This is a genomic window from Sphingomonas sp. NFR04 (assembly GCF_900114095.1).
Taxonomy (GTDB): Bacteria; Pseudomonadota; Alphaproteobacteria; order Sphingomonadales; family Sphingomonadaceae; genus Sphingomonas.
In genome coordinates this window covers 165,649-188,686 of the sequence record NZ_FORV01000009.1, presented here as the reverse complement: position 1 = coordinate 188,686, position 23,038 = coordinate 165,649, and the positions used below count along the sequence as shown (strand labels likewise).

The window sequence follows — 23,038 nt, the reverse complement described above, 5'->3', positions numbered from 1 at the left end:
GCTTCAAACAAGGAGATTAGCAATGTCCCACGGAACTGCCCTCATCACCGGCGCCTCGACCGGCATCGGCGCGATCTATGCCGATCGCCTCGCCCGTCGCGGCTATGACCTCGTGCTCGTCGCGCGCGATGTGGCCCGGCTCGACGCGCTCGCCACGCGCCTCCGCGCAGAAGCCGGCGTGCGCGTCGACGTGCTGCCTGCCGACCTGAGCGATCGCGCGCAACTCGCCAAGGTGGAGGCGCGGATCGCCGCCGACGAGACGCTGACCCTGCTCGTCAACAATGCTGGCATTTCGCTGGAAGGCACGCTGATCGACACGCCGGTGGCGACGATCGAGCAGCTGATCGCGATCAACGTCACCGCGCCGACGCTGCTGGCAGGGGCCGCGGTGCGCGCGTTCGCGCCGCGCGGCAAGGGCGGCATCATCAACCTGTCGTCGGTGCTGGCGCTCGCGCCCGAGATGTTCGACGGCACCTACAGCGCCACCAAGGCTTTCGTCCTCAACCTCACCCAGGGTCTCGCCAAGGAAGTCGGCGGCAAGGGCATCCGCGTTCAGGCGGTGCTGCCGGGCGCGACCCGCACCGAGATCTGGGCACGTTCGGGCAAGGACGTCGACTCCTTCCCGGCCGAGTGGGTGATGGACGCGGGCGACCTGGTCGATGCCGCGCTGGTCGGCTTCGATCGTGGCGAGACCGTCACTATCCCGCCGCTGGCGGACGAGGGCAAGTGGCAGGCGATGCAGGATGCGCGGCTCGCCATGGCGTCCGAACTTTCCAGCCGCGAGGTGGCCCCGCGCTATCGGGCGAGCGCGGAGAGCGTCGCGGCCTGAACTAAAGGATCGCAGCGGCCGCCGCGCATATCCGCGCTGCCGGCCGCTGTCAGCTTTCAGAATTCGATGGTGGAGCAAAGGCAATGCCACGAGACATCGTGATCTGCGAGCCGGTCCGGACCGCGATCGGCAGCTATGGCGGTTCGTTGAAGGAGGTGCCCGCGACGGAGCTTGGCGCCGCTGTCGTCTGCGAAACGCTGCGCCGCACGGCGCTCGATCCCGCGCGGGTCGGGGCGGTCGTGCTGGGCAACGTCATCCAGGCCGGCAATCGCATGAATCCGGCCCGCCAGGCGGCGATCGGCGGCGGCCTGCCGGTCGCGGTCCCGGCGCTGACCGTCAACCGGGTCTGCGGATCCGGGGCGCAGGCCATCGTCTCCGCCGCGGACGACATCCTGCTTGGCCGCCACGCCTTCGCCATCGCCGGCGGAATGGAGAATATGGACCGCGCGCCCTACCTGATGGACGGCGGACGCTGGGGCTATCGGATGGGTCCGGCGGAGATCTACGACGCGATGCTGCGCGACGGCCTGGTCGACGCCTTTTCAGGCGAGCATTCGGGCTGGCACACTAAGGATCTGGCGCGCGAGGCCGAGGTCGACCGCGAGGCGCAGGACGCCTGGGCGGCCCGTTCGCAGGCAAGGTTCGCAGCCGCGCAAGGCGCCGGGCGCTTCGACGCCGAGATCGTCGCCGTGGAGGTTGCCGGCCGCAAGGGCGTCACCCGCTTCGACTGGGACGAGGCGCCGCGGCCTGCGACAACGATCGAGGCGCTGGCGCGATTGAAGCCCGCCTTCCGGCCGGATGGCACGATCACCGCCGGCAACGCGCCCGGCCTTAACAGCGGTGCGGCGGCGATGCTGGTCGCCGATCGCAGGGCCGCCGAGGCTGCCGGGCTGGCGCCGATCGGCCGCCTTGTCGCGCACGGACTGTGCGCGGTCGAACCGGCACGCTTCGGAATGGCGCCCGTCCCGGCGGTAACGCAGGCGCTCGAGCGTGCCGGCTGGACGCTGGGGGATATCGAGCGGGTCGAGATCAACGAGGCCTTTGCCGTGGTGCCGCTGGCGGTCGCGCAGGGGCTCGGGCTGCCGCTCGACATCGTCAATGTCGAGGGCGGCGCGATCGCGCATGGCCATCCGATCGGTGCCACCGGTGCGGTGCTGGTCACGCGCCTGCTGCACGCGATGCGGCGGGACGGCGTGCGGCGCGGCATCGTGACTTTGTGCATCGGCGGCGGTCAGGGCATCGCCCTCGCCTTGGAAGCGATGCAATGACCGATGCCACGCCACGCGGCATGGGTTGCGTGCACCACGCCTTCGTCGATCCGCTGCTGCGGCAGGGCAAGGCGCCAACGCGGATGGAGGTCGCCGCTGCCTTGGCGGTGGACGTGGCACGGGTCGACACCGCGCTTGCCGCGCTTGAAGCCACCCATGGCGCCGTGCTCGACCCGCATAGCGGCGAACCATGGGTGCTGCATCCCTTCTCGCTTACGCCGACGGGAACCTGGGTGGCGCAGGACGAGCGCGGATGGTGGGCGCCGTGCCTCTGGTGTGCGTCCGGTATCGTCGGGCTGATCGGCGGCAGCGCGGCCGTGCACACCCGTCTGGGCGGCGAGGCCGAGCCGATCACGATCCACGTCACGGAGGGGAACGTGATCGAGGACGATCTCCAGGTGCATTTCGCCCTTCCACCGCGCAATGCCTGGAACAACGTGCACCGCTTCTGCAGCACGGTGCTGCCGTTCCGCAGTGCGGCGGATGTGGACCGCTGGTCCGCCCGCCATGCGCTTCCCCGCGGCGAAGCGATTCCGATACGGCAGGCGTGGGAGCTGGGCCGCCGCTGGTATGCCCGCCATGCCGATCCGGACTGGCAGAAATGGACCGGCGCGCAAGCCGCGGCGATCTTCGAGGCGGTGGGGCTCACCGCTCCCTTCTGGCGCTTCGAGCCCACCAACGATCCCTTTTGACGAGGTTACCATGGACGTGGAAGAAGCCGCGCTCGTCGCGGATGCGGACCGGCGCGCGACCGACTATCTGCGCGGCATCGAACAGCGCCGGGTCTATCCGGATCAACGGGCGCTGGACGGGCTGGAACGCTTCGACGAGCGGATTCCCGACTATGGAAGGCCCGGCACCGAGACGCTCGCGCTGTTGGACGAGGCGGGCACGCCGGCGACCGTCGCGACCAACGGACCACGCTATTTTGGCTTCGTCGTGGGCGCGGCGCTGCCGGTGGCGGCGGCCGCCGAGCGGCTGATGCTCGCCTGGGACCAAGGCGCCGCGCTCGCCATGACCTCGCCGGCGGCTGCGAGGATCGAGCAGGTCGCGGCCGAATGGCTGCTCGACATTCTCGATCTCCCGCGTGGGAGCGCGGTCGGCTTCGGCACCTCGGCCACCGCATGCAGCCTGACCCTGCTCACGGCTGCACGGGATCGCCTGCTCGCGAACGCGGGGTGGGACGTCGCCGCGCGCGGTGTCTTCGGTGCGCCGCCCATCCGCGTCGTGGTGCCGGAAACGGTGCATGTGACCATCCTCAAGGCGCTGCGTGTCCTCGGCTTCGGCACGGAACAATTGGTCCGTGCGGCGACCGATGCCCATGGGCGGATCGATCCCGCGGCACTGCCGCCGCTCGATGCGCGCACGCTTGTGATCATTCAGGCCGGCGAGGTAAACACCGGCGAGTTCGATCGCTTCGCCGAGATCATCCCGCTGGCAAAGGCCGCGGGTGCCTGGGTCCATGTCGACGGCGCCTTCGGACTCTGGGCACGCGCCTCGGCACATCGCGACCTGACCGAGGGTATCGAGGGGGCGGACAGCTGGACCGTCGACGGACACAAATGGCTCAACACGCCCTATGATTGTGCCATGGCGATCTGCCGCGATCCCGAGGCGCTGGCGCGCGCGATGAACAGCGATGCCGCCTATGCCGAAGGATCCCGGCACGCGCAGAAGAACCTGACGCTTGAATTCTCCCGCCGCGCGCGTGGCATTCCGGTCTGGGCGGCGCTGCGGACGCTGGGACGCGACGGCGTCGCCGCGATGGTGGAGCGGCATGTCGCGCAGGCGCAGTGGCTCGCGGACCGCCTGCGAGGCGAGGGGTTCGAGGTGCTCAACCGGGTCGTGCTGAACCAGCTGGTCGTGCGCGGCCGCGACGATGCCGAGACCGCCGCGATCCGCCTCGGCGCCGAACGGTCCGGCGAAGTCTGGTTCGGCCCTACGGTCTGGCAGGGGCGTCCGGCGTTTCGCCTGAGCCTGTCTTCGTGGCGGACCGAGGATAGCGATGTCGTACAGCTGGCGGACGTCTTGATCCGGGTGCGTGCACAGGTCCGGGGCTGAACGCCCTTCAAGCACCCGCCCTGGCTGCGGGTGAAATCCAGGTCGCGCCCGGACTCCACCTCGCGCCGTTCTTTTCAGGGAAGGACAGGCGGCGCCGCCAGTGCCTGCGCCATTGCCAGCACGGCGCCCTGCGGGCTGAAGGTGATGTGCAGCTGGGTCACCTCGCCGCTGCCGTTGCGGACCATCGACACTAGGCCGCGCGCCGCCGATCCGTCGGTGAGTTCGATATCGTACTCGAAGATCCCCCGGCCCTCGATGTTGCCGAGAAAGGTGGGAATCTGCCGTCGATACAGGCTGCCGCCTGCCTTGACGACGCGGAGTACCTCTGCCCGGCCGGAAACCGGCGCGGGCAGGATGCTGGAATGGAGGACGACGTCTTCGGCGAGGTCGTCGAGGAAAGGATGTCGCTGAGGTACGGTCATGTCCGTCTTTCCTTGCTGAAATCAGGCCGCAGCCGTTGCCGGTGCATCCTCGATCACGAGGCGCCCGAGCGAGGCGAGGTCGAAGCCGCGCAGTTCGTCCAGCCGGTCCTCGCGTACCTTGTTCGGCCATTGCGGGTCGGTCAGCAACGCGCGGCCGACCGCGATCATGTCGAACTCGCCGCGCTCGATCCGCGCCCGCAATTCGGAAAGGCCGGCAGGTCCTGCATTGCCGCCCTGGCCGGCGATGAGGTCGCCGACATCCGGTCCCTTCAGACCGACCGAGCCGACCGTGATGGCGGGCTTGCCGGAAAGCTTCTTTGCCCAGCCCGCGAGGTTCAGATCGGAGCCTGCGAACTGCGGCTCCCAGAAGCGGCGCTGCGAGGCGTGGAACGCGTCGGCGCCGGCATCGACCAGCGCTCGCAGGATGGTGGCGAGTTCGTCCGGCGTTTCGGCGATCTTGGCGGCATAGTCCTCCTGGCTGAACTGCGAGATGCGGAACAGGATCGGAAAGTCCGGACCCACCGCCGCACGGACGGCTTGCGTCACCGCGACGGCGAAGCGGGTGCGGCGCTCGACGTCGCCGCCCCAGGCGTCACTGCGCGTATTGCGGCCGCTCCACAGGAACTGGTTGATCAGGTTGCCATTGGCGCCGTGGATCTCGAGTCCGTCGAAACCCAGGCGGCGCGCCGCCGCTGCGGCGGTGCCGAACGCCGCAATCGTATCCGCGATATCGGTTTCGGACATGGTCGCAGGCTCGTCGTTGAGCGCGTCCGGGTGCGCCGAGGTTTCGGCCTTTCGGAGGGCGCCGGCATGATGGAGCTGCGCCGCGATCCTGCCGCCGGCCTCGTGCACCGCGGTGACGACGGCCTTCCAGCCAGCAACGGCGCCGGGCGCGTGGAAGGTGGGAATACCCGGCAGCTCGGACGCACCGGGTCGATCGACGGCCACCGCCTCGGTGATGATCAGCCCGACGCCGCCCGTGGCGCGCGCCCGATAATAGGCGGCGACGTCGGGGCCGGGCACGCCGCCCGTACTGAAGCCGCGGGTCATTGCGGACATGGCGATGCGGTTCGGGAGGGTAAGGCCGTTGATCGTGAACGGGCTGAACAGAATATCGGACATTGGACGTTCTTTCTTCGTGGGGAAGGGCTAGCGGACGAGGGCGAGCAGCGCCTCGGCATAGTTTCGAAGGAAATCGTGGAGCGGCCGGGGCGCGCGGCCGATCAGCCTGCGGGTCGTTTCCGGGCCGATCTCGAAGCGACCGGCGTGCTGGTTCTGCTCGGTCGCCACCACCATCGGGATCATCGATGCGGCGACACCCTGGCGGGCGAGTTCCACCGCAAGGCGGACGCTGTCGACCTGGACCACGCGCAGCGCGCGACCGAGCACCGTTTCGACGGCGGTGGCGATCTCCTCGATGGTCAGGGGATGCGGTCCGGCAATGTCGAAGATGCCGGGTTCGGCGCTCTGCAGCAGCGACGCAGCGGCACGTGCCGCGTCCTCGCGGGCGACATGCGGAATGCGGCCGGCACCCGCTGCCGTGAACCAGCTACCATCGGCGATGATGTGGGGCAGATACGCCAGCAGGTTTTCCTGGTACCACCCGTTGCGGAGGATGCCGGTGGGGATGCGGCTTTCCGCCAGCATCCGTTCGGTCGCGACATGGTCGGCGGCGAAGAAGATCGCCGGGCTCGTCGCGGGGTTCGGCATCGAGGTGTAGGCGACATAGCCGATCCCGGCCCGATGGGCTGCCTCGATTGCCGCGCGGTGCTGTTGCTCCCGCTTGCCAGGGACGGCCAGTTCGTCCGTCGAGACCAGCAGCAGCCGATCGATGCCCGCGAAGCCGACGCGAAGCGATGCGGGATCATCGAAGTCGATGCGGCGCCCGTCATCAGGGGCTGGCGTACGGGAGCCCGGGATGACCCGCGCGGTTCCGTCACCGAGCGCGCGTACGACGAGGCTGCCGAGGGCACCGCTTGCGCCGGTTACCAGGATGGATGGACGCTGCATGAACTCTCCACTTGCTACATGGTCTCATATAGAGACCGCCCGTGGAGCGCGTAAGGAGGGAGATTTCCTGCGCTTGGTAACCTCGGCTGCACCTGCCCCGGGGTGGTATCAAGCCGATAGAAGGTCTACATTCGTTACCTGATAGTGGAGGGTTTGATGAAGGAGCCAGCCGACGACGTGGTCGACAGCTTCCGACGCTGGGTCGCCATGCCGGTCGAACAGGCCCGGTGCCCGGTGCGGGATGTGCTGGATCGACTGGGCCAGAAATGGGCGACCCTGCTCATCATGGCACTCGCGGAACGCCCGCGACGGTTCAGCGACCTGCAGCGGCTGGTTCCGGATATTTCGAAGCGATCGCTGGCGCAGGCGCTACGCAACCTCGAAGAAGACGGCATTCTCACGCGCCACGTGTTTCCCACCAAGCCGCCGTCGGTCGAATACCGACTGTCTCCCCTGGGGCGGTCGATGCTTGCGCCCCTGGCTGCGCTGATTGCCTGGGCAGAACATAGTCACGACGCGATTCGAACGTCTCGCTCGCGCTATGCGGAAGGCACGGCGCCGGATCTCGCACGCGGCGGCACGGGGGTGCGCTGAAATCGTGCAGCCGACGTTGTGCCGGTTTCAGTCCGTGTCGAGAGGGAGGGGTTCGCGGGTCGCAAAGTCCACTGCCGCCGCATTGGCACAGCCTCCCGACCGCTGAAGCATGGGCGAGCGCCGCGCAGATTCGGAAGTGAACCGAAGCCTCGAACATAGGCACTAAGCCATCGAGAGGATTAGCTCCGTGCGCGAATTTCGCCGTCCATTTTCGAGCTTGGGAAGCCTGAGCGGTGCAGCCGCCGCCTGGTGCTTCTCGATCATGACAATCATGGTAGCCACCGGGGCGTTTCCGTCCGCAGCTTTCGGAAGCAGCTGCCAGGCCGATGCTGCCGACGAGATCTTCCTGATCGACTCAAGCCAAAGCCACGTTGCAGCAAAAGTGAGGTTCTTCGGATTCGCAACGAAGACAGCATCCTTCCCGATGGTGGCCGGTCGAATCATCCTCCCAAACGGACGCTCCGACGGCATCCGTCTAGACGTCGCGATCGATGCATCGATGCATCGATGCTGAAAGCGGCAGATGGGTTGACAACTGCCCGGCTGAGGGGCGTCAGCTTCTTTGATGTTGAGCAGTTTCCGGAGGTCAGGTTGCATGGCGAGAACTTCGTCCGAACCGGAGCGAGCGCTGCGCAGGTCGTCGGCACCCTCACCGCGCGAGGCGTGTCCAGGCCGGTCACGCTGAAGCTCACTTTTTCGAAGCAGATTGTCGCGGTCCGGCGCGCGGATACCCTCGACATCAGGGGAGAGATGCAGCTGGATCGGACCCAATTCGGGATGACGGCATATCCGCTCATTGTCGGTCGAGACGTAACGGTGAGCTTGAGGGTTCACGTCGTACCTGAGCGAGTGGATTCCTGTCGTTTCGCGGGCGACTAGCCTTCCATGCGTCACTTTCGTCATAACTGAACACGGTGGCGAGGACCCCGAAAGATACTGGTGCTGCCCTGTAGCCGACAACTTGGTCTGGCACTGCCGGCACCCTCGTATTCAGACGCCGCCGGCTACGCGCCTTGGCAATTCGCGAGCGCGGACCCGAGCAATCTGGCCATTGCCCCCACATCTGTTTTGAAAAGGCGAGCAAGGGGGCAGGGGAGTGGCTGAATCCCCTGCCCGGTAGCCAGGTGCAGCCCAGGCCGACCGGCCATGCTGGCAGTCGGCGCATCGGCGCGTTGATCGGGAAGCGGGATACCGCTTCAGAACTCCTTCCCGACCAGAACCCGTAGCGTGCCCGCGGTCTCGTGCCCGCCGCCGCGATAGCCGCCTTCCAAATCGACCGTCCAGCTGCGCGGCAGCAGCATGCGCGTGCCCAAGGTGAGCTGGTACTGGTTGCGCGACCAGCCAAAGGTGCTGATGCTGTAGAGTGCCTGGCCTGGGATGTCGGCATAATCCAGCCGCTGCGCAGCGGCATCCTGCAGCTCGTGGTTCCATTCGAAGCGAAGTCTCGGCGTCATCGTGACGTCGCCATAGCGGCGTTCCGTCTCGAGCCGCGCGCCGAGCGTGCCCGTCAGCGAATGGACCTCGCGACTGTCGAACCGCAGATCCATGCGCCCGGCGCCGCTCTCCGTATAGCCGTCGAGATTGGCCCTGACGAATTCCCCGCGCGCATAGAGCGACCACCGCAGCGGCCCACCTTCTTGATCGATTCCGAGCGCCAGCGCGCCAAGGGTGAAGTTGCCGTCGCGACTGCCGAGCGCGGTGGCATTCGTCGTCCCCTCCAGCCGGCGGGTGTTGAAGCTCAGATCGCCGAAGCCCACCATGCCGTCGACGAAGGCGCCCTGCGCGGGCATCAGGCTGGCATAGGCAGCGGCCAATCGACTCTCGCTGCGCACCCGTGCCTTGCTGCCGCCAATACGGCTGACATCGTTGCTGTAGCCGCCGCCGATGCCGATGAGGACGCCTTCCGCCACCTTGAGGTCGACGCCTGTGCTCAGGCCGGAGGTGGTGGCGGTAATCTTCGCACGATCGCTGGTCGCATCCTGGGTGCCGATATCGATGGCCCCGCCGCTCCAAAGGGCCACCGAGCCCTTGCGGCGCGTGCCGTCACCATCGTTCGCATCGTCCCTGGCTCGGGCAGTCCTGCCAGCCGTGGGAGCGGTTGCCGCCGACGAGCCGGCCATCGCCGCCCGCCGCGGATTTTCAGGAGCCGTGTCGAGCGCACCGTCGCCGTTCAGGGCTGAAGGCCTGCCACGAGCGATGGTGCCCAGCGCGGGATCCTCACCCGAGATGCGCATCCGCTCGGTGATGGTCGCGGCGTACGCATCGAAGGCGGGGTTGTTGCGCATCACCGGGCGCTGGTCGCGCGAGGCGAGGCTGACGCCCATCTGCGGCTTGCTCGAACCGCCGCCGTTATGCAGCTGCTCCGTCCGGCGCATGAAGTTCGCCACTTGCGCCCGTCCGAAGCGCCGCGCCGCTTCCGCCTGTGCGTCGCTGACGCCGCGCACAATCGGGTCGAGCGTCGGATCGGGGCGTGCCGTGACCGTCACCGTGATCGTCGCCGGCGCCGAGGTGCCGACGGCGTTGCTCAACGTATATTGGATGACGATCTTGCCGCCGAAGCGGGCCGCCGGGACGATGTCGAGGCGATAGGCTTGGCTCGGGCCCGAGCCAATGGCGACCACCTGGGTCACCGCCGCGTCTGCCGGCGTCATTCCCACCACCGCCGCGCCGGTGAACGGCCCGTTGACGGCGCCGGCGGTCAGGTCGACCGAGACGCGCTGGCCGTCACCGGTCTCCGCGGTCTTCGGCAACGCCTGCGGCACGGCGCCAACCACCTGGATCGTCACCTCAGCGGGGGCAGACCGGCCGCCCGGGCCGACCGCGACAAAGCTGAAGCTGTCGGCGCCGACATAGTTCGTGTTCGGCGTGTAGATCGCCGTGACGGCCGCTACCGCAAGCGGGCGTACGCCGCCGGCCGGCGAAGCACCGATGGTCCGCAACGTCAGCGTGCCATGGGCCGGCGGCGTCTGGATCTCGATCGAGGTGAAGCTGCCGTTGACCAGCGCGGACAGATTGATCTCGGCATTGCTGCCGGGCTGCACCGCCGTAGCCGCCGGAACGGTGCTGCTGCCCGGTTCTGCGGCCGGCGGAGGCGGTGTCGCGACGCTCACGGAGACCGTAGCGGGCGCCGATGTGCCCCCGGGCCCGGTCGCCGTGTAGGTAAAGCTGTCCGCTCCGAACGAGTCCTTCGCCGGAATATAGGTGATCACGCTGCCCGACACGGTCGTGGTGCCATGGGCCGGCGCGCCGGCGACCGCGATGCTGGAGTAAACGCCGGTCACGGACGTCGTAAGATCGATCGGCGTGCCGGGGCTGTTGAAGTCCACCGCCACGCCGCTGCGATCGGCCGCAGTTGGCGGCGCGGGCGCAGCAACGGTGATGCTCACCGTTCCCGGCGCCGAGGTGCCGCCCGGGCCCGTGGCCGTGTAGGTGAAGCTGTCCGTCCCGGAATAGCCCGTGGCTGGCGTATAGGTGACCACGTCACCCGCCACGCTCGTGGTGCCGTGCGCGGGAGGCGTCGCGACGGCGATGCTGGTGTGCACGCCCGTGATCGAACTGCTGAGATCGATAGCGGTACCGGTTCCGCCACTCGGTACCGTGACCCCGCTGCGATCGGCGGCTGTCGGTGCTGTGGGCGTTGCGACAACCACGCTCACCGTTGCGGCGGACGAGGTGCCGCCCGGGCCGGTGGCCGTATAGGTGAAGCTGTCCGCACCCTGATAGCCGGCAGCCGGCGTGTAGGTGACCACGTCACCCGCCACGCTCGTCGTGCCGTGCGCGGGAGGCGTCGCGACGGCGATGCTGCTGTGGGTACCCGAAATCGACGCCGAGAGGTCGATCGGGGTGCCGCCGCTGTTATACGGGATGGCCACGCCGCTGCGGTTCGCGACGGTGGGTGCCGCCTGGCCGCCGACGGTGATCGAATAGCTATTCGACACCGAATAAGGTCCGCCGCTGCCGGCGGAGGCGCTGTCCGTCGCCGTGACGGTGAAGTTGAACGTGCCGGTCTGGGTCGGGGTGCCGGCGACCGTGCTCCCGGAAAGGAGCAGCCCTGTGGGGAGTGTGCCCGCAGTGATGCCATAGGTATAGGGCGCAGTGCCGCCACCGGCAGTGAAGCTTTGCGAATAGCTCGTGCCATCGGTAGCGGCGGGAAGCGCACCGGCCGCCGGCGACAGCGTCAGGGCTGGCGAGGCGATGACGAGCGAAAGGCTGCCGGTCGCCTGGGTGAAGCCGGACGGCACCGAGCTGTCCGTCACGTTCGCGGTGAAGCTGAACGTGCCGCTCGACGTCGGCGTGCCGGTAATCGTACAATTAGTATTGAGCTGCGTTCCGGCGGGAAGCGCGCCCGAGGCGAGCGTGGTGCTGCAGTTATAGGGCGCGGTGCCGCCGGTTGCGACGATCTGCACGCCGCTCAGCGCCGTGCCGCGCGTGCCGCTGCCGGTCAGGCTGGTGGAAAGCGTGGGGTTGCTGACCGGTACCGTGACCGTGGCCGGCGCCGAGGTGCCGCCGCCATTGCTGGCGGTGTAGGTGAAGCTGTCGTTCCCGCGATATCCGGCCGGTGCCGAATAAGTGACGAGGCCCGCATTGTTGATCGAAACCGTGCCACCATTGGCGGTGGTCGCCGATCCGACCGCGAAGCTGGTGGGGCTGTTTGACACCTGCCCCGCGAGACTGAAGGTCGCCCCCGTTGCACCATAAGCAACGGCCGGAGCGGTGTAGGAGGACGCCGTGGGTGCCGTCACGTAGGTGAATTGGTCCGCCGCGGTGGCAGGGCTCGTGCCGCTCGCGGTCGTGACCCGTACATCGACCGTGCCGGTGCCGGCTGGTGCCGTCGCCGTGATCTGCGTGGCGCTGTTGACGGTGTAGCTCGCCGCCGTCGCCCCGAAGGCGACGCCGGTCGCGCCGCTCAGGTTCGTGCCGGTGATCACGACGCTGGTCCCGCCCGCCGCGGATCCGGAGGTGGGCGTGATCGAGGTCACCGTCGGGGTGGCCAGCACCACCGTGGCATCGGATGCGCTGGCGGTGTTCGATGCACCGCCGCCGGAAAGCTGGACCGACGGGGTGAGCGGACTGGTAGCGTTACTGGCGAAATTGGCGTTCAACGTGATCGACGGCCCCGCGCCGGCGCTGAAGCCGCTCGTACGCGTGCACGACCCGGTCTGGCCCGATCCGCTGCAGCTCCACCCCGAGCCGGAAGCGCTTGAATAGGTCATCCCGCTCGGCAGGGTGAAGGCGGCGGTGAGCGTCGCGCTGGTCGTGGCGCCGCCCGACACACTGGGAACGATGGTGTACGCGAGCGAACCGCCCTGAATGGCATTGCCGCTATGGTTCATCGTAACGGCCAGCGAGGTACTCGCCGAACAGCTTACCGTGATCTGGATGTTTCTGGCATTGCCGAAGGGCACGGGCGTCGTGTTATTGCCATAGGGCGCATAGCTCGCCGCGCCCATTTGCAAAAAATCATCCCCGCTGGTGCCGGTGAAGGTGAACGAGCCACTCCCGCTCGATGCGGTGGAGTCCGGTAACGAGTCGGGGGCGATCGTGGAGCCGCCATTCTGCGTGTAGATCACGAAGACATGCGCGCCCTGGGTGTTGCCCGTCCAAGAGAAGGTGACGGTCTCCCCATTAATGAGCGGCTGGGTAGTAAAGCTGTAGTCGCTATTGCCGGCAGTATCGACCGTGTAGGTGCGGCTGAAGGTGTTTATCTCGTTGCACGCAGCCGATGCGGCAAATGCCTGGGCGGGCGCGAAGAGAAAAAGGCCGCCCGCGGCCATGGAATGAAGTTGTCGCTGCGTTATCCGGTATGGACGTGCGCTACCACGAGGCGCTTCTGAAGCCCCCTTGCCATGCATATCGCTGAAAACAGCAGCCGCGACTCGACCACAGGCGGACTGCAGCTTCTCCAAGCCCCAAACCATGTACAAAACCCCCAGCTGCCCCTGCAGGGCGCCAAATTATTATCTAACAATTTATTTGCCTGCAACCGAATATCCTAAAAAGGTAAAACTCTCGTTATGATAAAGTCATTTAAGGTGAATCAACCGCAAGAAGCCGTAGACAATTGTGCGTTGCACCATTTGTCTATCGGAGACGAGGCAGCCTGATCGTGGGCGTTTCATCGGTGAAAGGTGCTACCCTTTTCGCCGCGTGAGTGGCGCATGAAAAATGCGCTTGCGAATCTTGCTGATCGCGTATCTACATTATTACCGTAAGTTCGATCATGATTGATACGAACCCGTAATAATAAAAGTCTGGGGGGTGGAGCCTTGTCTGATCCATTTGTTGGTCAAATCATGCACACCGGCTTTAATTTTGCGCCGGCCGGCTGGTCGTCATGCAACGGTCAGATCCTCGCGATCAGCCAGAACAATGCGTTGTTCGCGCTGCTGGGAACCACCTTTGGTGGCAACGGCGTGAGCACCTTCGCCTTGCCCAACGCTGCGGGCCGGTCGTTTCTTGGGCTCGGACTGAGTACGGCGAGCGGCCAGACCTATGTCGCGGGCGAGGTCGGGGGCGCCGAGGAAGAGACGTTGACCACCGCCAACCTGCCTCAACACAATCACAGCGCTACCTTCACCGGCACCGCGGGGCAGACAACGGCGACCGGCTCGTTGCAGGCGTATACCGGGCAAACCACGGCGCAGGTGAGTACGCCTGGGGATGGCTCGTTCCTCGCAAATTGCGCCAATGCGGGCCCAAGCCAGGTGAAAATTTACGTGCCGGCGGGCACCACCGGCACCCCGGTGAACCTCGGCGGCGTCAACATCACGGGCGGCACCTTCACGCCGCAAGGGGCCGTTCAAGTCGGAGTAACGGGAAGTAACACCCCATTTTCGATCATGAGCCCCTTCCTGGCCGTACAGACCAACATCGCGCTGAGGGGCATCTATCCCGCACGCAATTGATCCGATGGATCAATTGCCTCGGCGCGGGGGTGGGATGGCCAGGGCCGGATCTTCGCCGTCAGGCAAAAACGGCTTCGTAGAAGCGACGGTCGGCAGGTTGCAGCTGCGTCAGCAGGATGAAGTGCGGGCCGCCCTTGCCGCAATCGAGATCATAGGTGCCGTCGATCAAGAAGACGTGTAGCGGCGATTCGAAGAACAGCGAGAAGGGTTCGCGCATATCGAAGCCGCGCATAGGGCTGCGCCGTTCGATACGCTCGAGCGTGATTTCTACAGGCTCCGGAAGCGTCGCCACGCGCACCTTCTGGCCAAGCCAAGGCGCAAAGTCTTGCGGTGTGAGCAGGCGCATCAATTTCCTCTCCTCTGTCAGCTCTTTTTGCGAGAGCGATACTATCCTGCCGTGAAGCGTAGTCGGTGTGAAGTACAAGAACGGCTGAATTTCGTAACAGGGGCGCGGCGTTGACCAGTACACTTCTACGCCTTCCACCCTTTCCGCGCCATCGTCGTGTGGCGATCGACACCAGCGCGCTGCAATGCTGCGGAATCACGCTGCGCGCCGCCTCGCCGGAGGACCTTCCCGCGCTCGCCAGTTTGTACACACAGCTTCGCATGCCGGAACTATTGTTTCACCCTTGGCCGCAGGCGCAAAAACAAGCCTTTGTCGACGAGCAGTTCTGCCTCCAGCATTGTCATTTCGTTCGGCGCCATCCGCGTGCGGACTTCTGGATCGTGCTGCGTGAGGACGCGCCGATCGGCCGCCTGTATCTCGATCGCAGCAGGCCAGAATGGCGCATCGTCGACATCCTGCTCGCCCCCGCTTGGCGCGGTCAGGGAGTCGGTACAGGGCTGATCACCTGGGTCCAGCAGAGCGCGGCCTCCGCCGGTGCACGCGACATCGCGCTGGCGGTCGCGGTCGACAACCGCGGTGCGCACGCGCTCTATGCACGCCTTGGCTTTCGCGACGCGGACGCAGGCGACGGCCTCCACCAGCCAATGCGGTGGCGTGTGCCTTCAGCCTTTCCCGCCTAGCTGCGCTGCAAGCCAGGGGCTCATTTCCGCGTCGATCACCAGATGGATACGCGCGGTATCGCCGGCATTGTCGACGAGGTGCGGATCGCTCAGCCGAAGATACCAGACCTCTCCCGGCGACATGACCACGGGGCGGCGATTGACCTCGAAGCGCACCTGGGGGTTGGTGACGATGGGCAGGTGCAGCCGCGCCAGCCCGTCCTCTGCGCAAAGGTCCAGGTCGCGATGCTCCCGGATGCAAGATCGAGGGCCCAGCCGCATCAGGCGCACGGAGCGCAACACGCAGTCGAACTGGGCGAGCACCGCGCGCAGATAGGGCGCGCGGTACAAGGGTGGCGCATCGACAAAGTCGCGCGCGTCCGGATGCGCGGCGATCATCGAAATGGGATGGTTGGCGCCGACGGGCGCGCGGAGCGGCATCACATCCCATTCGCCGCTGTGATTTTGCGGCACGAAATGAGGTGTCCATGCTTCCGGGGCGAGCGCCGCGAGGTCGGCGCGGAGCCGCGCCGGATCGAACGCCAGCGGCAACCGCACCTGATCGGGATAGACGTAGCGCACTTCCGCTTCCACCCGACGATCCCCTCCCGGCAATGCGCGGCGCCGCTTGCAAAAGCGCCGGCGCGTGCGATCATGAAACGGGGGAGAAGAATGCGCAACGCATTGCACGCCTTTCAACAGGCAGTGATGGCGGACTCCGGGCTGCAACGGCAGCTCGGGACGTGCGAGCGCCACGAAATCTTCCTGGCACGCGCTACCGCGGCGGCCGGTCAGTTGGGACTGAGCGTGCCACCGGACGCATTGGCTCCCCGCAGCCGCGCTGCGCCGGTCACGCCAACCCCGGCCTGGCCACCGCCGGACTGGCTGCCCGTGCGAATCATCGAGTCCGATGACGGGCCCTTGATCGACTGGGCCTATTTCGGCGACGATCCGCTGAAGGACAGCTTTTTCGAAGATTCGGTGCAGCGCGCGTTGGCGCGGCCGTTCAATCGCGTTTTCCGCCACGCTACCAGGCTCGACGACTTCATCGACAACGCGCCGCGCGAGGAAGCGATTCCGTTGCGCGGGCTCGTCTTTCACATGTCGCGCTGTGGCTCGACGCTGGTCGCGCAGATGCTGGGTGCACTTCCTGCAACACTGTCCTTGTCCGAACCCGGACCCTTCGACGCAGCAGTGCGTCTCGCCCTGGCCAGGGCCGACCTCGGGAGCGAGCGCGGCACCGCATTGCTTCGCGCGATGCTATCGGCATTAGCGCGGGCGCGAAACGGGGAACGGCAATGTTTCATCAAACTGGACAGCTGGCACATCCTCGCGTTCCCGCTGATCCATGCCGCCATGCCGCGCGTACCATGGGTGTATTTGTTCCGGGAACCGGCGGAGGTGCTCGTCTCGCAGATGCGGATGCGGGGGTATCAGACCGTGCCTTCGCTGGTGCCGAGCGGGCTGTACGGCATAGGCGAAGATCTGGCTGGCCCCGAGGATCTGTGCGCTCGCATCTTTGCGAGGCATCACGAGGCCGCGATCCACGCGCTTGCCAAGCCGCATGGCATGGTGATCGACTATGATGACCTGCCGGACGCGCTGACGGATAGAATAGCCCCACATTTCGGGCTTTCGCTGACACGCGCCGAAAGGGCAGCGGTGGAACATGCCAGCCGCAGGAACGCGAAGGCGCCAGCAGACCTGTTCACCCCCGATGGCGAGCAGAAGCAAAATCGCGCGAGCGTGGCCGTGCTGGAAGCTGCTCGGCGCAATCTTCACGGATTGCATGCGGAACTCAAAGAAATCTCCCGCTGTTGCGCCCAGGCGCTGCCGACCAAGTGACTTGGTTGCGTTGCGCTTCGGTCCGCTAGCGCAGTCGACCACATCCGGTCGTTCCTCCCATTCCCGCTGAACGTCCGGCCCTGTTGTACATCGCCGATCGACCTGCGATCGCGCGCAGCGCTGTCGCCGGTTACGGTTCTCTAACCCTCATGGCGCAGCTAGAGCATACGACCCTCCGCTCAGGCGTACCGTATCTCTTCCAGGACTGTTCCCATGGCCCAGCAAAAACCGCATATCGATCTTTCGGAAAACCTCAGTGGAGACGCATCGGCGCGGACGGGCGCGAGCGCAGAGAACGCCGTTTACCGTACCCTCCTCGAATCCACGCGCGCGATCCCGTGGAAAATCGACTGGGCCACCATGCGGTTCGAATATATCGGGCCGCAGATCGAATCACTGCTCGGCTGGCCGCAGGACAGCTGGGTCTCGGTGGAAGACTGGGCATCTCGCATACACCCGGACGAGCGGGAGCATATCGTCAATTATTGTGTGGCGCAGTCCATTGCGGGGCTCGATCACGAGGCGGATTATCGCGCGCTCACGCAGGACCGGGGGTTCGTCTGGATTCGCGATGTCGTCCACGTGGTTCGCAACGCCGATGGAGAGGTGGACAGCCTGATCGGCTTCATGTTCGACATCAGCGAACGCAAGCGGATCGAGCAGGAGTTGATGAAGATGCAGCGGAAGCTGGAAGCGTTATCCTTCGAGGACGGGCTGACCCGAATTGCGAACCGCCGGCGCTTTGACGAACGGCTTGAAGCGTGTTGGGACGATGCCCGTCGCACGGACCGGCCGCTGTCGATGATCCTGCTCGACATCGATCACTTCAAGGGGTTCAACGATCGATACGGCCATGTTCGTGGCGATGAGTGCCTTGTATCGGTAGCCGCCGCGCTGAAGAAGATCGGCCGCGAGCAGGATGTGGTCGCGCGGTTCGGCGGCGAGGAGTTCGTCCTGCTCCTGCCCGAGACCGACGAGGCCGCGGCGCTGGACCTCGCACGCCGCTGCTGCCAGGCCATCGAGGCGCTCTCCATCCCCAACGCAGCGTCTGACTGCAGCCCGTTCGTCACCGCGAGCTTGGGTGTCGGCACCGTGTTCCCGAGCGACGGCCAGCATGCCCGCGACTTTTGCGAGAGCGTCGACAGGCTTCTCTATGGCGCCAAGCAGAACGGGCGAAACCAGCTCCTTTGCGCGTGACGCCCGCATCCTGCCCAGCATTGGCCGGGAAGCTCCTGGCCCAGGTTGGGCGCTCCTTGCCGGAGGTCTGAACGGCACCTTTTCGCCGACGTTGCCGTTGCCGCTATCGCAACCTGAAGCGAATGGTCCCCCCTATCTTCCGAGGATCGCTCGGCGTGCCGACGATCAGGCCCGAGTTTCCGGCCTGGATCGACGCGGTCCGACCCTTACTGCTTCGGTCCGGCCTGCGCCATGCTGCGCACCTACGATCGTGGCGGGCAAGGCGCGGGTAGCCGTCGCCGTTACGTTGTCGGATGTCTTCCAACCGACAGGCGACCCAGGAAATCGGCATGCGTCGGCAGCGCTTCCACGCCGCGACCGATGACGGCGCGCATCCGCTGCAAGGTCAGCCGCAGATCCTTTTCGGGGATGGCATCGGCAAGCGGATCATGGCCGCGCGGCATTATCCCCTGCCCGAGCAGGACGGCTACCCAACTGGTCTCGCGGAACAGCTCGCCCGGGCCCAGCAGTACCCGGCCGCTATGCGCGAAGATCGCCATGCGCTCGGCAAGGCTGTCGGGTACCGGCATCGCCTGCACCTGGCGCCAGAAGGGCGTGTCGTCGCGCAGCGTCTGCTTGTAGTGGAGGATGACGAAGTCGCGCACTTCCTCCATCTCGGTCTGCATCAGGCGATTGTAGCAGTCGATCTCGGCCTGGACGAAGCCGGCGGCGGGGAAGAGCGACATCAATGTCACCACGCCGCGCTGGATCAGATGGATGCTGGTCGATTCCAGCGGTTCGACGAACCCTCCGGCCAGCCCCAGCGCCACGACATTCTTGTGCCACGCCTTGCGACGCCTACCGGTGGTGAAGGAGAGCGTGCGTGGGTCCGCCAGCATCGCCCCGTCGAGCCCGGCGACCAGCGCCTCCGTGGCGGCGGCTTCATCGGTGAACGCGCTGCTGTAGACATGGCCGTTCCCCACCCGGTGCTGGAGCGGGATTCGCCAGCGCCAGCCCGCCGCATCCGCCGTCGATCGCGTGAACGGCACGGGAGGACCATTGGGCGCGGTCGGCACTGCCAGCGCCCGGTTCATCGGCAGCCAGTGGCTCCAGTCCTCATAGCCGGTCTGCAGCGCCTGCTCGATCAGCAGGCCGCGAAAGCCGGTGCAGTCGATATAGAGATCGCCGCGCAGCACGCGCCCGTCGGCAAGCGACAGATGGTCGACATGCCCGGAGGCCGGGTCGAGCACCACCTCGGCAATCTTCCCCTCGATCGCTTCCACGCCCTGCGCCAGCGACCGTTCGCGCAGCAAGGCGGCATAGAGCGTCGCGTCGAAATGCAGCGCATAGGACAGTTTCGACAGCACGCTGCGCGGGTCTTCCGCCGGTCGGTCGAACCGGCCCGACAATGCCGCGCGAGCGTTGAGCGAATAGTCGTCCAGCGCGCCTTCGCGCGTCCGCAGCCAGTGGTGGTGGAAGGCGACGCCGCCCAGGTCCGCGCCATAGCTGCCGAAAGGGTGGAAATAGCGGCTGCCGCGCGCGCCCCAGTCGACGAATTCGATGCCCAGCTTGTAGGTGCCCTGGGTGCGGCGGACGAGCTCGTCCTCGTCGATGCCGAGCTGGGCGTTGAGCGGGAGGATGGGCGGAATGGTCGCCTCGCCCACGCCCACCGTGCCGATCTCGGCGGATTCGACCAGCGTGATCTTGAGCGCTTCGGGCGCGAAGCTGCGCGACAGCGTCGCGGCCGCCATCCACCCGGCCGTGCCGCCACCGGCAATGACGACGCTGGTCACCGGCTTGTCGTGCATGCTGCGTTCCCCCGGGCAGCGCATGGTTGCGCCCCCCGCTTGCTATCCGAAAAAAGGGGCAGCCGCACGCCCGTGCGCGCAGCTGCCCCGAGGTACGCCCGGATCCGAGGAGGGAGGCCGGGCGCTGCGATCAGAACAGGGCGCGCAGGCGCACCGAGAAGCGGCGATCGTTGATCTGGTAGTTGCGCAGGTAGCGCGGTTCCCCCTGATAGCTCTTGTTGACGGTATCGAGCAGGTTCTGCCCGTCGAGCGTCACCGAGAACTGCTTGGTGATGTCGTAGCTGATCGAGGCGTCGAGCGTGCCGTAGGACTTGAAGTAGATGGGCAGGCTTTCGGCGCCGACTTCGGAGATCGAGTCGAGATACTTGTCGCGCCAGTTATAGGCGACGCGGGCGTTGATCCCGTATTTGTCGTACAGCGCGATCAGATTGTAGCTGTTGCGCGACAGGTTGATCAGCGGCACCGCGAACTGGGTCTGCGACCCGATCGATCCGGACGCGACCGTGCCGGCATCGCTGTCGGCAAACGTGTAGTTGGCCTGCACGCCGAAGCCCGACAGCGCGCCCGGCAGGAAGTTGAAGAACTTCTGGCCGCCGATCTCGAAGCCCTGCACCGAGCCTCTGGGCGTGTTCACCACCGCGCTGACGTTGAACTGCACGACGCCGACATTGGCGATGTCACGGGTGGTGAGGAAGCTGCGCGTATCGATGATGTCGCGCAGATCCTTGCGGAACACGGTGATGAACACGTTGCCGCTACGCTCGAAATACCATTCCAGCGCCCCGTCGAACGAGGTCACCCGCTCCGGCCGCAGATTGGGATTGCCCGAAACCGATCCCGACCCCTGATAGGGATTGGTCGTCGGGTTGTACGGTGCCGAGGGGTTGAGCGGCGTCGGGGTCGCGCTCGCCCCGTCATAGACCGGCGACAGCGAGTAGCTGGGGTTCAGCTGGGTGAAGGTCGGGCGGTAGATGTTCTTGGAGAAGGCGAAGCGCGCCTGCACCTTGGGGGTGATGCGCAGCCGCAGGTTCACGCTGGGCAGCCACTTGGAATAGTTGCGGCCGCCCTCATAGGGATCGATGATCGAGGTGCTCGTCGGGTTGGTGCCCCCAGAGGTGCGATAGCTGAGCACCTGGAAGCCGACGCCCGTCGCCTCGGTGCGCACGTAGCGCAGCCCGACATTGCCGTCGAAGGTCATCCCGCCGATGTCCGTGCCGAAGGCTGTGCGCAGATAGGCGGCGTAGTCATGCTCCTTGACGCGGCTGGTGGTCGATTGCTGCGGGTTGTCCAGGTCGCCGAAGCCGATCGTCTGGCCGCTGATCGCCTTGAGATGCGCGAAGGCGGAGTCCGGATGCTGGGCGTCGTACAGGTTCCACTGCAGCACCGGCCCGAACACCGAAGCGGCGCCGTCGCCGCGCAGCAGCGTCGCCTGGCCCGGATTGACTTCCACCACCTCGGGATGGTCGGCGACGCGGTAACAGCTCGCCGCGCTCGACCAGTTGGCGCAGGTGCCGCCGATCGTCTGCCAGTTGTTGACGTTGGTATCGCGGTTGATCGCGGTCTTGCCGCTGTAGCGCGCGCCGGCGGTGATCGACTTGAGGAAGCTGCCTTCGTCGAAGTCCCAGGTCAGGTCCAGTCGCGGGCTGTCGCCCTTGGCGGTATTGCGCGTCCGGTCGGGCTGGATCGCGGTGAAGCCGTAATTGGCCGGGTTGGCGAAGAAGTTGGACGGCTGGCCGGTGACCGGATCGACGATGCCCTGGGTGGGGAACTTGCCGCGATTGTCGAACACATAGGTGTAGTCGCCGCTGAACACGCCCGCCGCGCCGTCGCTGGCGGCATAGGGGGTGATGGTGAGGTTCAGCGAATCCTGGTCCACCTTGGCATCGATGTGCTGGTAATCGAACACCAGGTGCAGATGCTCGCCGAGCGCCCATTTGATTCCGGCGCTGAGATCGGTGGTGCGGGTCGAGCGGTTGGCGCCATAGGTGACCGACGAGCCCGACGGGCTGGCCAGCGCGCCGGAGGTCGCGACGCCATTGTCGACGGTGAAGGTGCCGACGGGCGCGGCGCCGTCCTCGGTGGCGAAGAACGAGACGCCGGTGTCGCGGAACTTGTAGCTGGCGTTGAGCACGCGGGCATAGACTTCGACATTGTCCGCAGGCTTCCACTGCAGCGCGGCCGACACGCTGGTGCGCCGGCGATCGCCCTGCGCGACGTTGAACCCGCCGCCCTTCTGCACCTGGACGTTCTGCGTCGTATAGCCCGGCACCAGCGAGGGCTGCACCGGCGAGCCATCGGTGGTCGGGTTGGGGCCGTGCCAGAGATAAGGCTCGACCTGGTCGAGATCCTGGCGGAACGCGGACTTCTGGTACGAGGCGTTCACGAGGAAGCCGATCTCGCCGATCCCGGTCTGCCAGCGGTTGCTGTAGAGGCCGGAGACGTTCCAGCCATTCTTCTTGGCGAGATCGTAGCGGGTGCCGGCGATGGTGGCGGAGATGATGCGGCCGCTGGCATCGAACGGCATGCGGGTGCGCAGATCGATCGTGCCGCCCAGCGAGCCTTCGATCATTTCCGCCGAGGGATTCTTGTAGACGTCGACGCGGCTGAGCAGGTCGGGGCCGACTTCCTCGAACGACAGGCCGACGCCGCCGTTCGCGGTGAAGATGTCGTGGCCGTTGAGCTCGGTGCGGATGTCGCTGAGGCCGCGGATCGCGACCGTGCTGCCTTCGCCCAGGTTGCGCTGGATCTGGATGCCCGAGATGCGCTGCAGCGACTCGGCGACGTTGACGTCGGGGAAGCGCCCGATGTCCTGCGCGGTGATCGAGTCGACGATCTGCTCGGCATTCTGCTTCACCGCCTGCGCCGAGGCGAGGCTGGCGCGCAGGCCGGTGACGACGATCTCGCTTTCACTGGCAGCGTTGTCTGCCTGGCCGGCCGGTGCCGGCGGCTGCTGCGTTTCCTGTGGCTGCGTCGTCTGTGCCGCGGCCGGCAGTGCTAGTGCCGCGGTCGTGATCGCCAGCATCGATGCCGTGGCGAGCGTGCGTGTGGTTCCCCGCATGGTCCATCCCCTCCAGATAGCCGGCGTTGATCGTCGGCTTATAAATCGGATGATAGC

19 protein-coding genes are annotated in these 23,038 nt (G+C 66.4%); 11 read left to right on the top strand and 8 right to left on the bottom strand.

Features of this window, described 5'->3' with window-relative positions; genetic code table 11:
- The first annotated feature begins 22 nt into the window (after window positions 1–22).
- The 4 genes from BM009_RS20775 (at window position 23) to BM009_RS20760 (ending at window position 4,158) form a co-directional block, all read left to right on the top strand.
- A complete protein-coding gene (locus BM009_RS20775; RefSeq protein WP_093299174.1) occupies window positions 23–829 on the top strand; it encodes an SDR family NAD(P)-dependent oxidoreductase in 807 nt (268 codons plus the stop codon).
- A gap of 83 nt (window positions 830–912) precedes the next feature.
- Window positions 913–2,097, top strand: a complete 1,185-nt coding sequence (locus tag BM009_RS20770; protein ID WP_093299170.1) for a thiolase family protein — start codon at window positions 913–915, stop codon at window positions 2,095–2,097.
- Window positions 2,094–2,789, top strand: coding sequence for an alkylmercury lyase family protein (locus tag BM009_RS20765; RefSeq protein WP_093299168.1), 696 nt, complete (start codon window positions 2,094–2,096; stop codon window positions 2,787–2,789). Before BM009_RS20770 ends, BM009_RS20765 begins: the two co-directional genes overlap by 4 nt.
- Before the next feature lie 10 nt (window positions 2,790–2,799).
- A complete protein-coding gene (locus BM009_RS20760; protein WP_217644240.1) occupies window positions 2,800–4,158 on the top strand; it encodes a pyridoxal phosphate-dependent decarboxylase family protein in 1,359 nt (452 codons plus the stop codon).
- Window positions 4,159–4,232: 74 nt separating this feature from the next.
- On the opposite strand, the gene BM009_RS20755 is transcribed toward BM009_RS20760, so the two are convergent.
- The 3 genes from BM009_RS20755 to BM009_RS20745 are packed head-to-tail and all read right to left on the bottom strand — an operon-like array spanning window position 4,233 to window position 6,590.
- Complete coding sequence (locus BM009_RS20755) at window positions 4,233–4,580, bottom strand: hypothetical protein (protein WP_093299166.1); 348 nt, start codon at window positions 4,578–4,580, stop codon at window positions 4,233–4,235.
- A gap of 21 nt (window positions 4,581–4,601) precedes the next feature.
- Entirely contained in the window at window positions 4,602–5,702 is a 1,101-nt protein-coding gene (locus tag BM009_RS20750) for an oxidoreductase (RefSeq protein ID WP_093299164.1), read from the bottom strand.
- A 27-nt stretch (window positions 5,703–5,729) separates the two neighbouring features.
- Entirely contained in the window at window positions 5,730–6,590 is an 861-nt protein-coding gene (locus BM009_RS20745) for a Rossmann-fold NAD(P)-binding domain-containing protein (protein ID WP_093299161.1), read from the bottom strand.
- A gap of 156 nt (window positions 6,591–6,746) precedes the next feature.
- Here BM009_RS20745 and BM009_RS20740 point away from each other — a divergent pair, with 156 nt between their 5' ends.
- From BM009_RS20740 to BM009_RS20730, 3 genes are all read left to right on the top strand, one after another.
- Entirely contained in the window at window positions 6,747–7,184 is a 438-nt protein-coding gene (locus BM009_RS20740) for a winged helix-turn-helix transcriptional regulator (RefSeq protein ID WP_093299158.1), read from the top strand.
- 187 nt (window positions 7,185–7,371) lie between these two features.
- Window positions 7,372–7,698: a hypothetical protein gene (locus tag BM009_RS22415; RefSeq protein ID WP_139216700.1), complete on the top strand. Its 327-nt coding sequence runs from the start codon at window positions 7,372–7,374 to the stop codon at window positions 7,696–7,698.
- Window positions 7,692–8,063 carry a YceI family protein gene (locus tag BM009_RS20730; RefSeq protein ID WP_093299154.1) on the top strand — a complete coding sequence of 124 codons (372 nt, stop codon included), beginning with the start codon at window positions 7,692–7,694 and terminating at the stop codon, window positions 8,061–8,063. The genes BM009_RS22415 and BM009_RS20730 overlap by 7 nt, the downstream gene beginning before the upstream one ends.
- 317 nt (window positions 8,064–8,380) lie before the next feature.
- On the opposite strand, the gene BM009_RS20725 is transcribed toward BM009_RS20730, so the two are convergent.
- On the bottom strand, window positions 8,381–12,958 hold the full coding sequence (locus BM009_RS20725; protein ID WP_175488152.1) for an autotransporter domain-containing protein: 4,578 nt from the start codon (window positions 12,956–12,958) through the stop codon (window positions 8,381–8,383).
- Between the two features lie 492 nt (window positions 12,959–13,450).
- On the opposite strand from BM009_RS20725, the gene BM009_RS20720 reads away from it, so the two are divergent.
- Window positions 13,451–14,089 (top strand): phage tail protein, encoded by a 639-nt coding sequence (locus tag BM009_RS20720; RefSeq protein WP_139216699.1) that lies wholly within the window; start codon window positions 13,451–13,453, stop codon window positions 14,087–14,089.
- 58 nt (window positions 14,090–14,147) lie between these two features.
- On the opposite strand, the gene BM009_RS20715 is transcribed toward BM009_RS20720, so the two are convergent.
- Complete coding sequence (locus BM009_RS20715; protein ID WP_093299147.1) at window positions 14,148–14,435, bottom strand: DUF6916 family protein; 288 nt, start codon at window positions 14,433–14,435, stop codon at window positions 14,148–14,150.
- Between the two features lie 110 nt (window positions 14,436–14,545).
- Here BM009_RS20715 and BM009_RS20710 point away from each other — a divergent pair, with 110 nt between their 5' ends.
- Window positions 14,546–15,115, top strand: coding sequence for a GNAT family N-acetyltransferase (locus BM009_RS20710; RefSeq protein ID WP_093299145.1), 570 nt, complete (start codon window positions 14,546–14,548; stop codon window positions 15,113–15,115).
- On the opposite strand, the gene BM009_RS20705 is transcribed toward BM009_RS20710, so the two are convergent.
- Window positions 15,098–15,850, bottom strand: a complete 753-nt coding sequence (locus BM009_RS20705) for an aspartyl/asparaginyl beta-hydroxylase domain-containing protein (RefSeq protein WP_217644239.1) — start codon at window positions 15,848–15,850, stop codon at window positions 15,098–15,100. The two genes, BM009_RS20710 and BM009_RS20705, sit on opposite strands and share 18 nt — an antisense overlap.
- Here BM009_RS20705 and BM009_RS20700 point away from each other — a divergent pair.
- Together BM009_RS20700 and BM009_RS20695 are read left to right on the top strand one after the other, a co-directional pair.
- A complete protein-coding gene (locus BM009_RS20700; protein ID WP_175488151.1) occupies window positions 15,803–16,939 on the top strand; it encodes a sulfotransferase family protein in 1,137 nt (378 codons plus the stop codon). The genes BM009_RS20705 and BM009_RS20700 overlap by 48 nt on opposite strands.
- A gap of 213 nt (window positions 16,940–17,152) precedes the next feature.
- Entirely contained in the window at window positions 17,153–18,136 is a 984-nt protein-coding gene (locus BM009_RS20695) for a GGDEF domain-containing protein (protein WP_217644238.1), read from the top strand.
- Window positions 18,137–18,417: 281 nt separating this feature from the next.
- On the opposite strand, the gene BM009_RS20690 is transcribed toward BM009_RS20695, so the two are convergent.
- Together BM009_RS20690 and BM009_RS20685 are read right to left on the bottom strand one after the other, a co-directional pair.
- A complete protein-coding gene (locus BM009_RS20690) occupies window positions 18,418–19,923 on the bottom strand; it encodes a tryptophan halogenase family protein (RefSeq protein WP_093299140.1) in 1,506 nt (501 codons plus the stop codon).
- 130 nt (window positions 19,924–20,053) lie between these two features.
- Window positions 20,054–22,981, bottom strand: a complete 2,928-nt coding sequence (locus BM009_RS20685) for a TonB-dependent receptor (protein WP_175488150.1) — start codon at window positions 22,979–22,981, stop codon at window positions 20,054–20,056.
- Window positions 22,982–23,038: the final 57 nt, after the last annotated feature.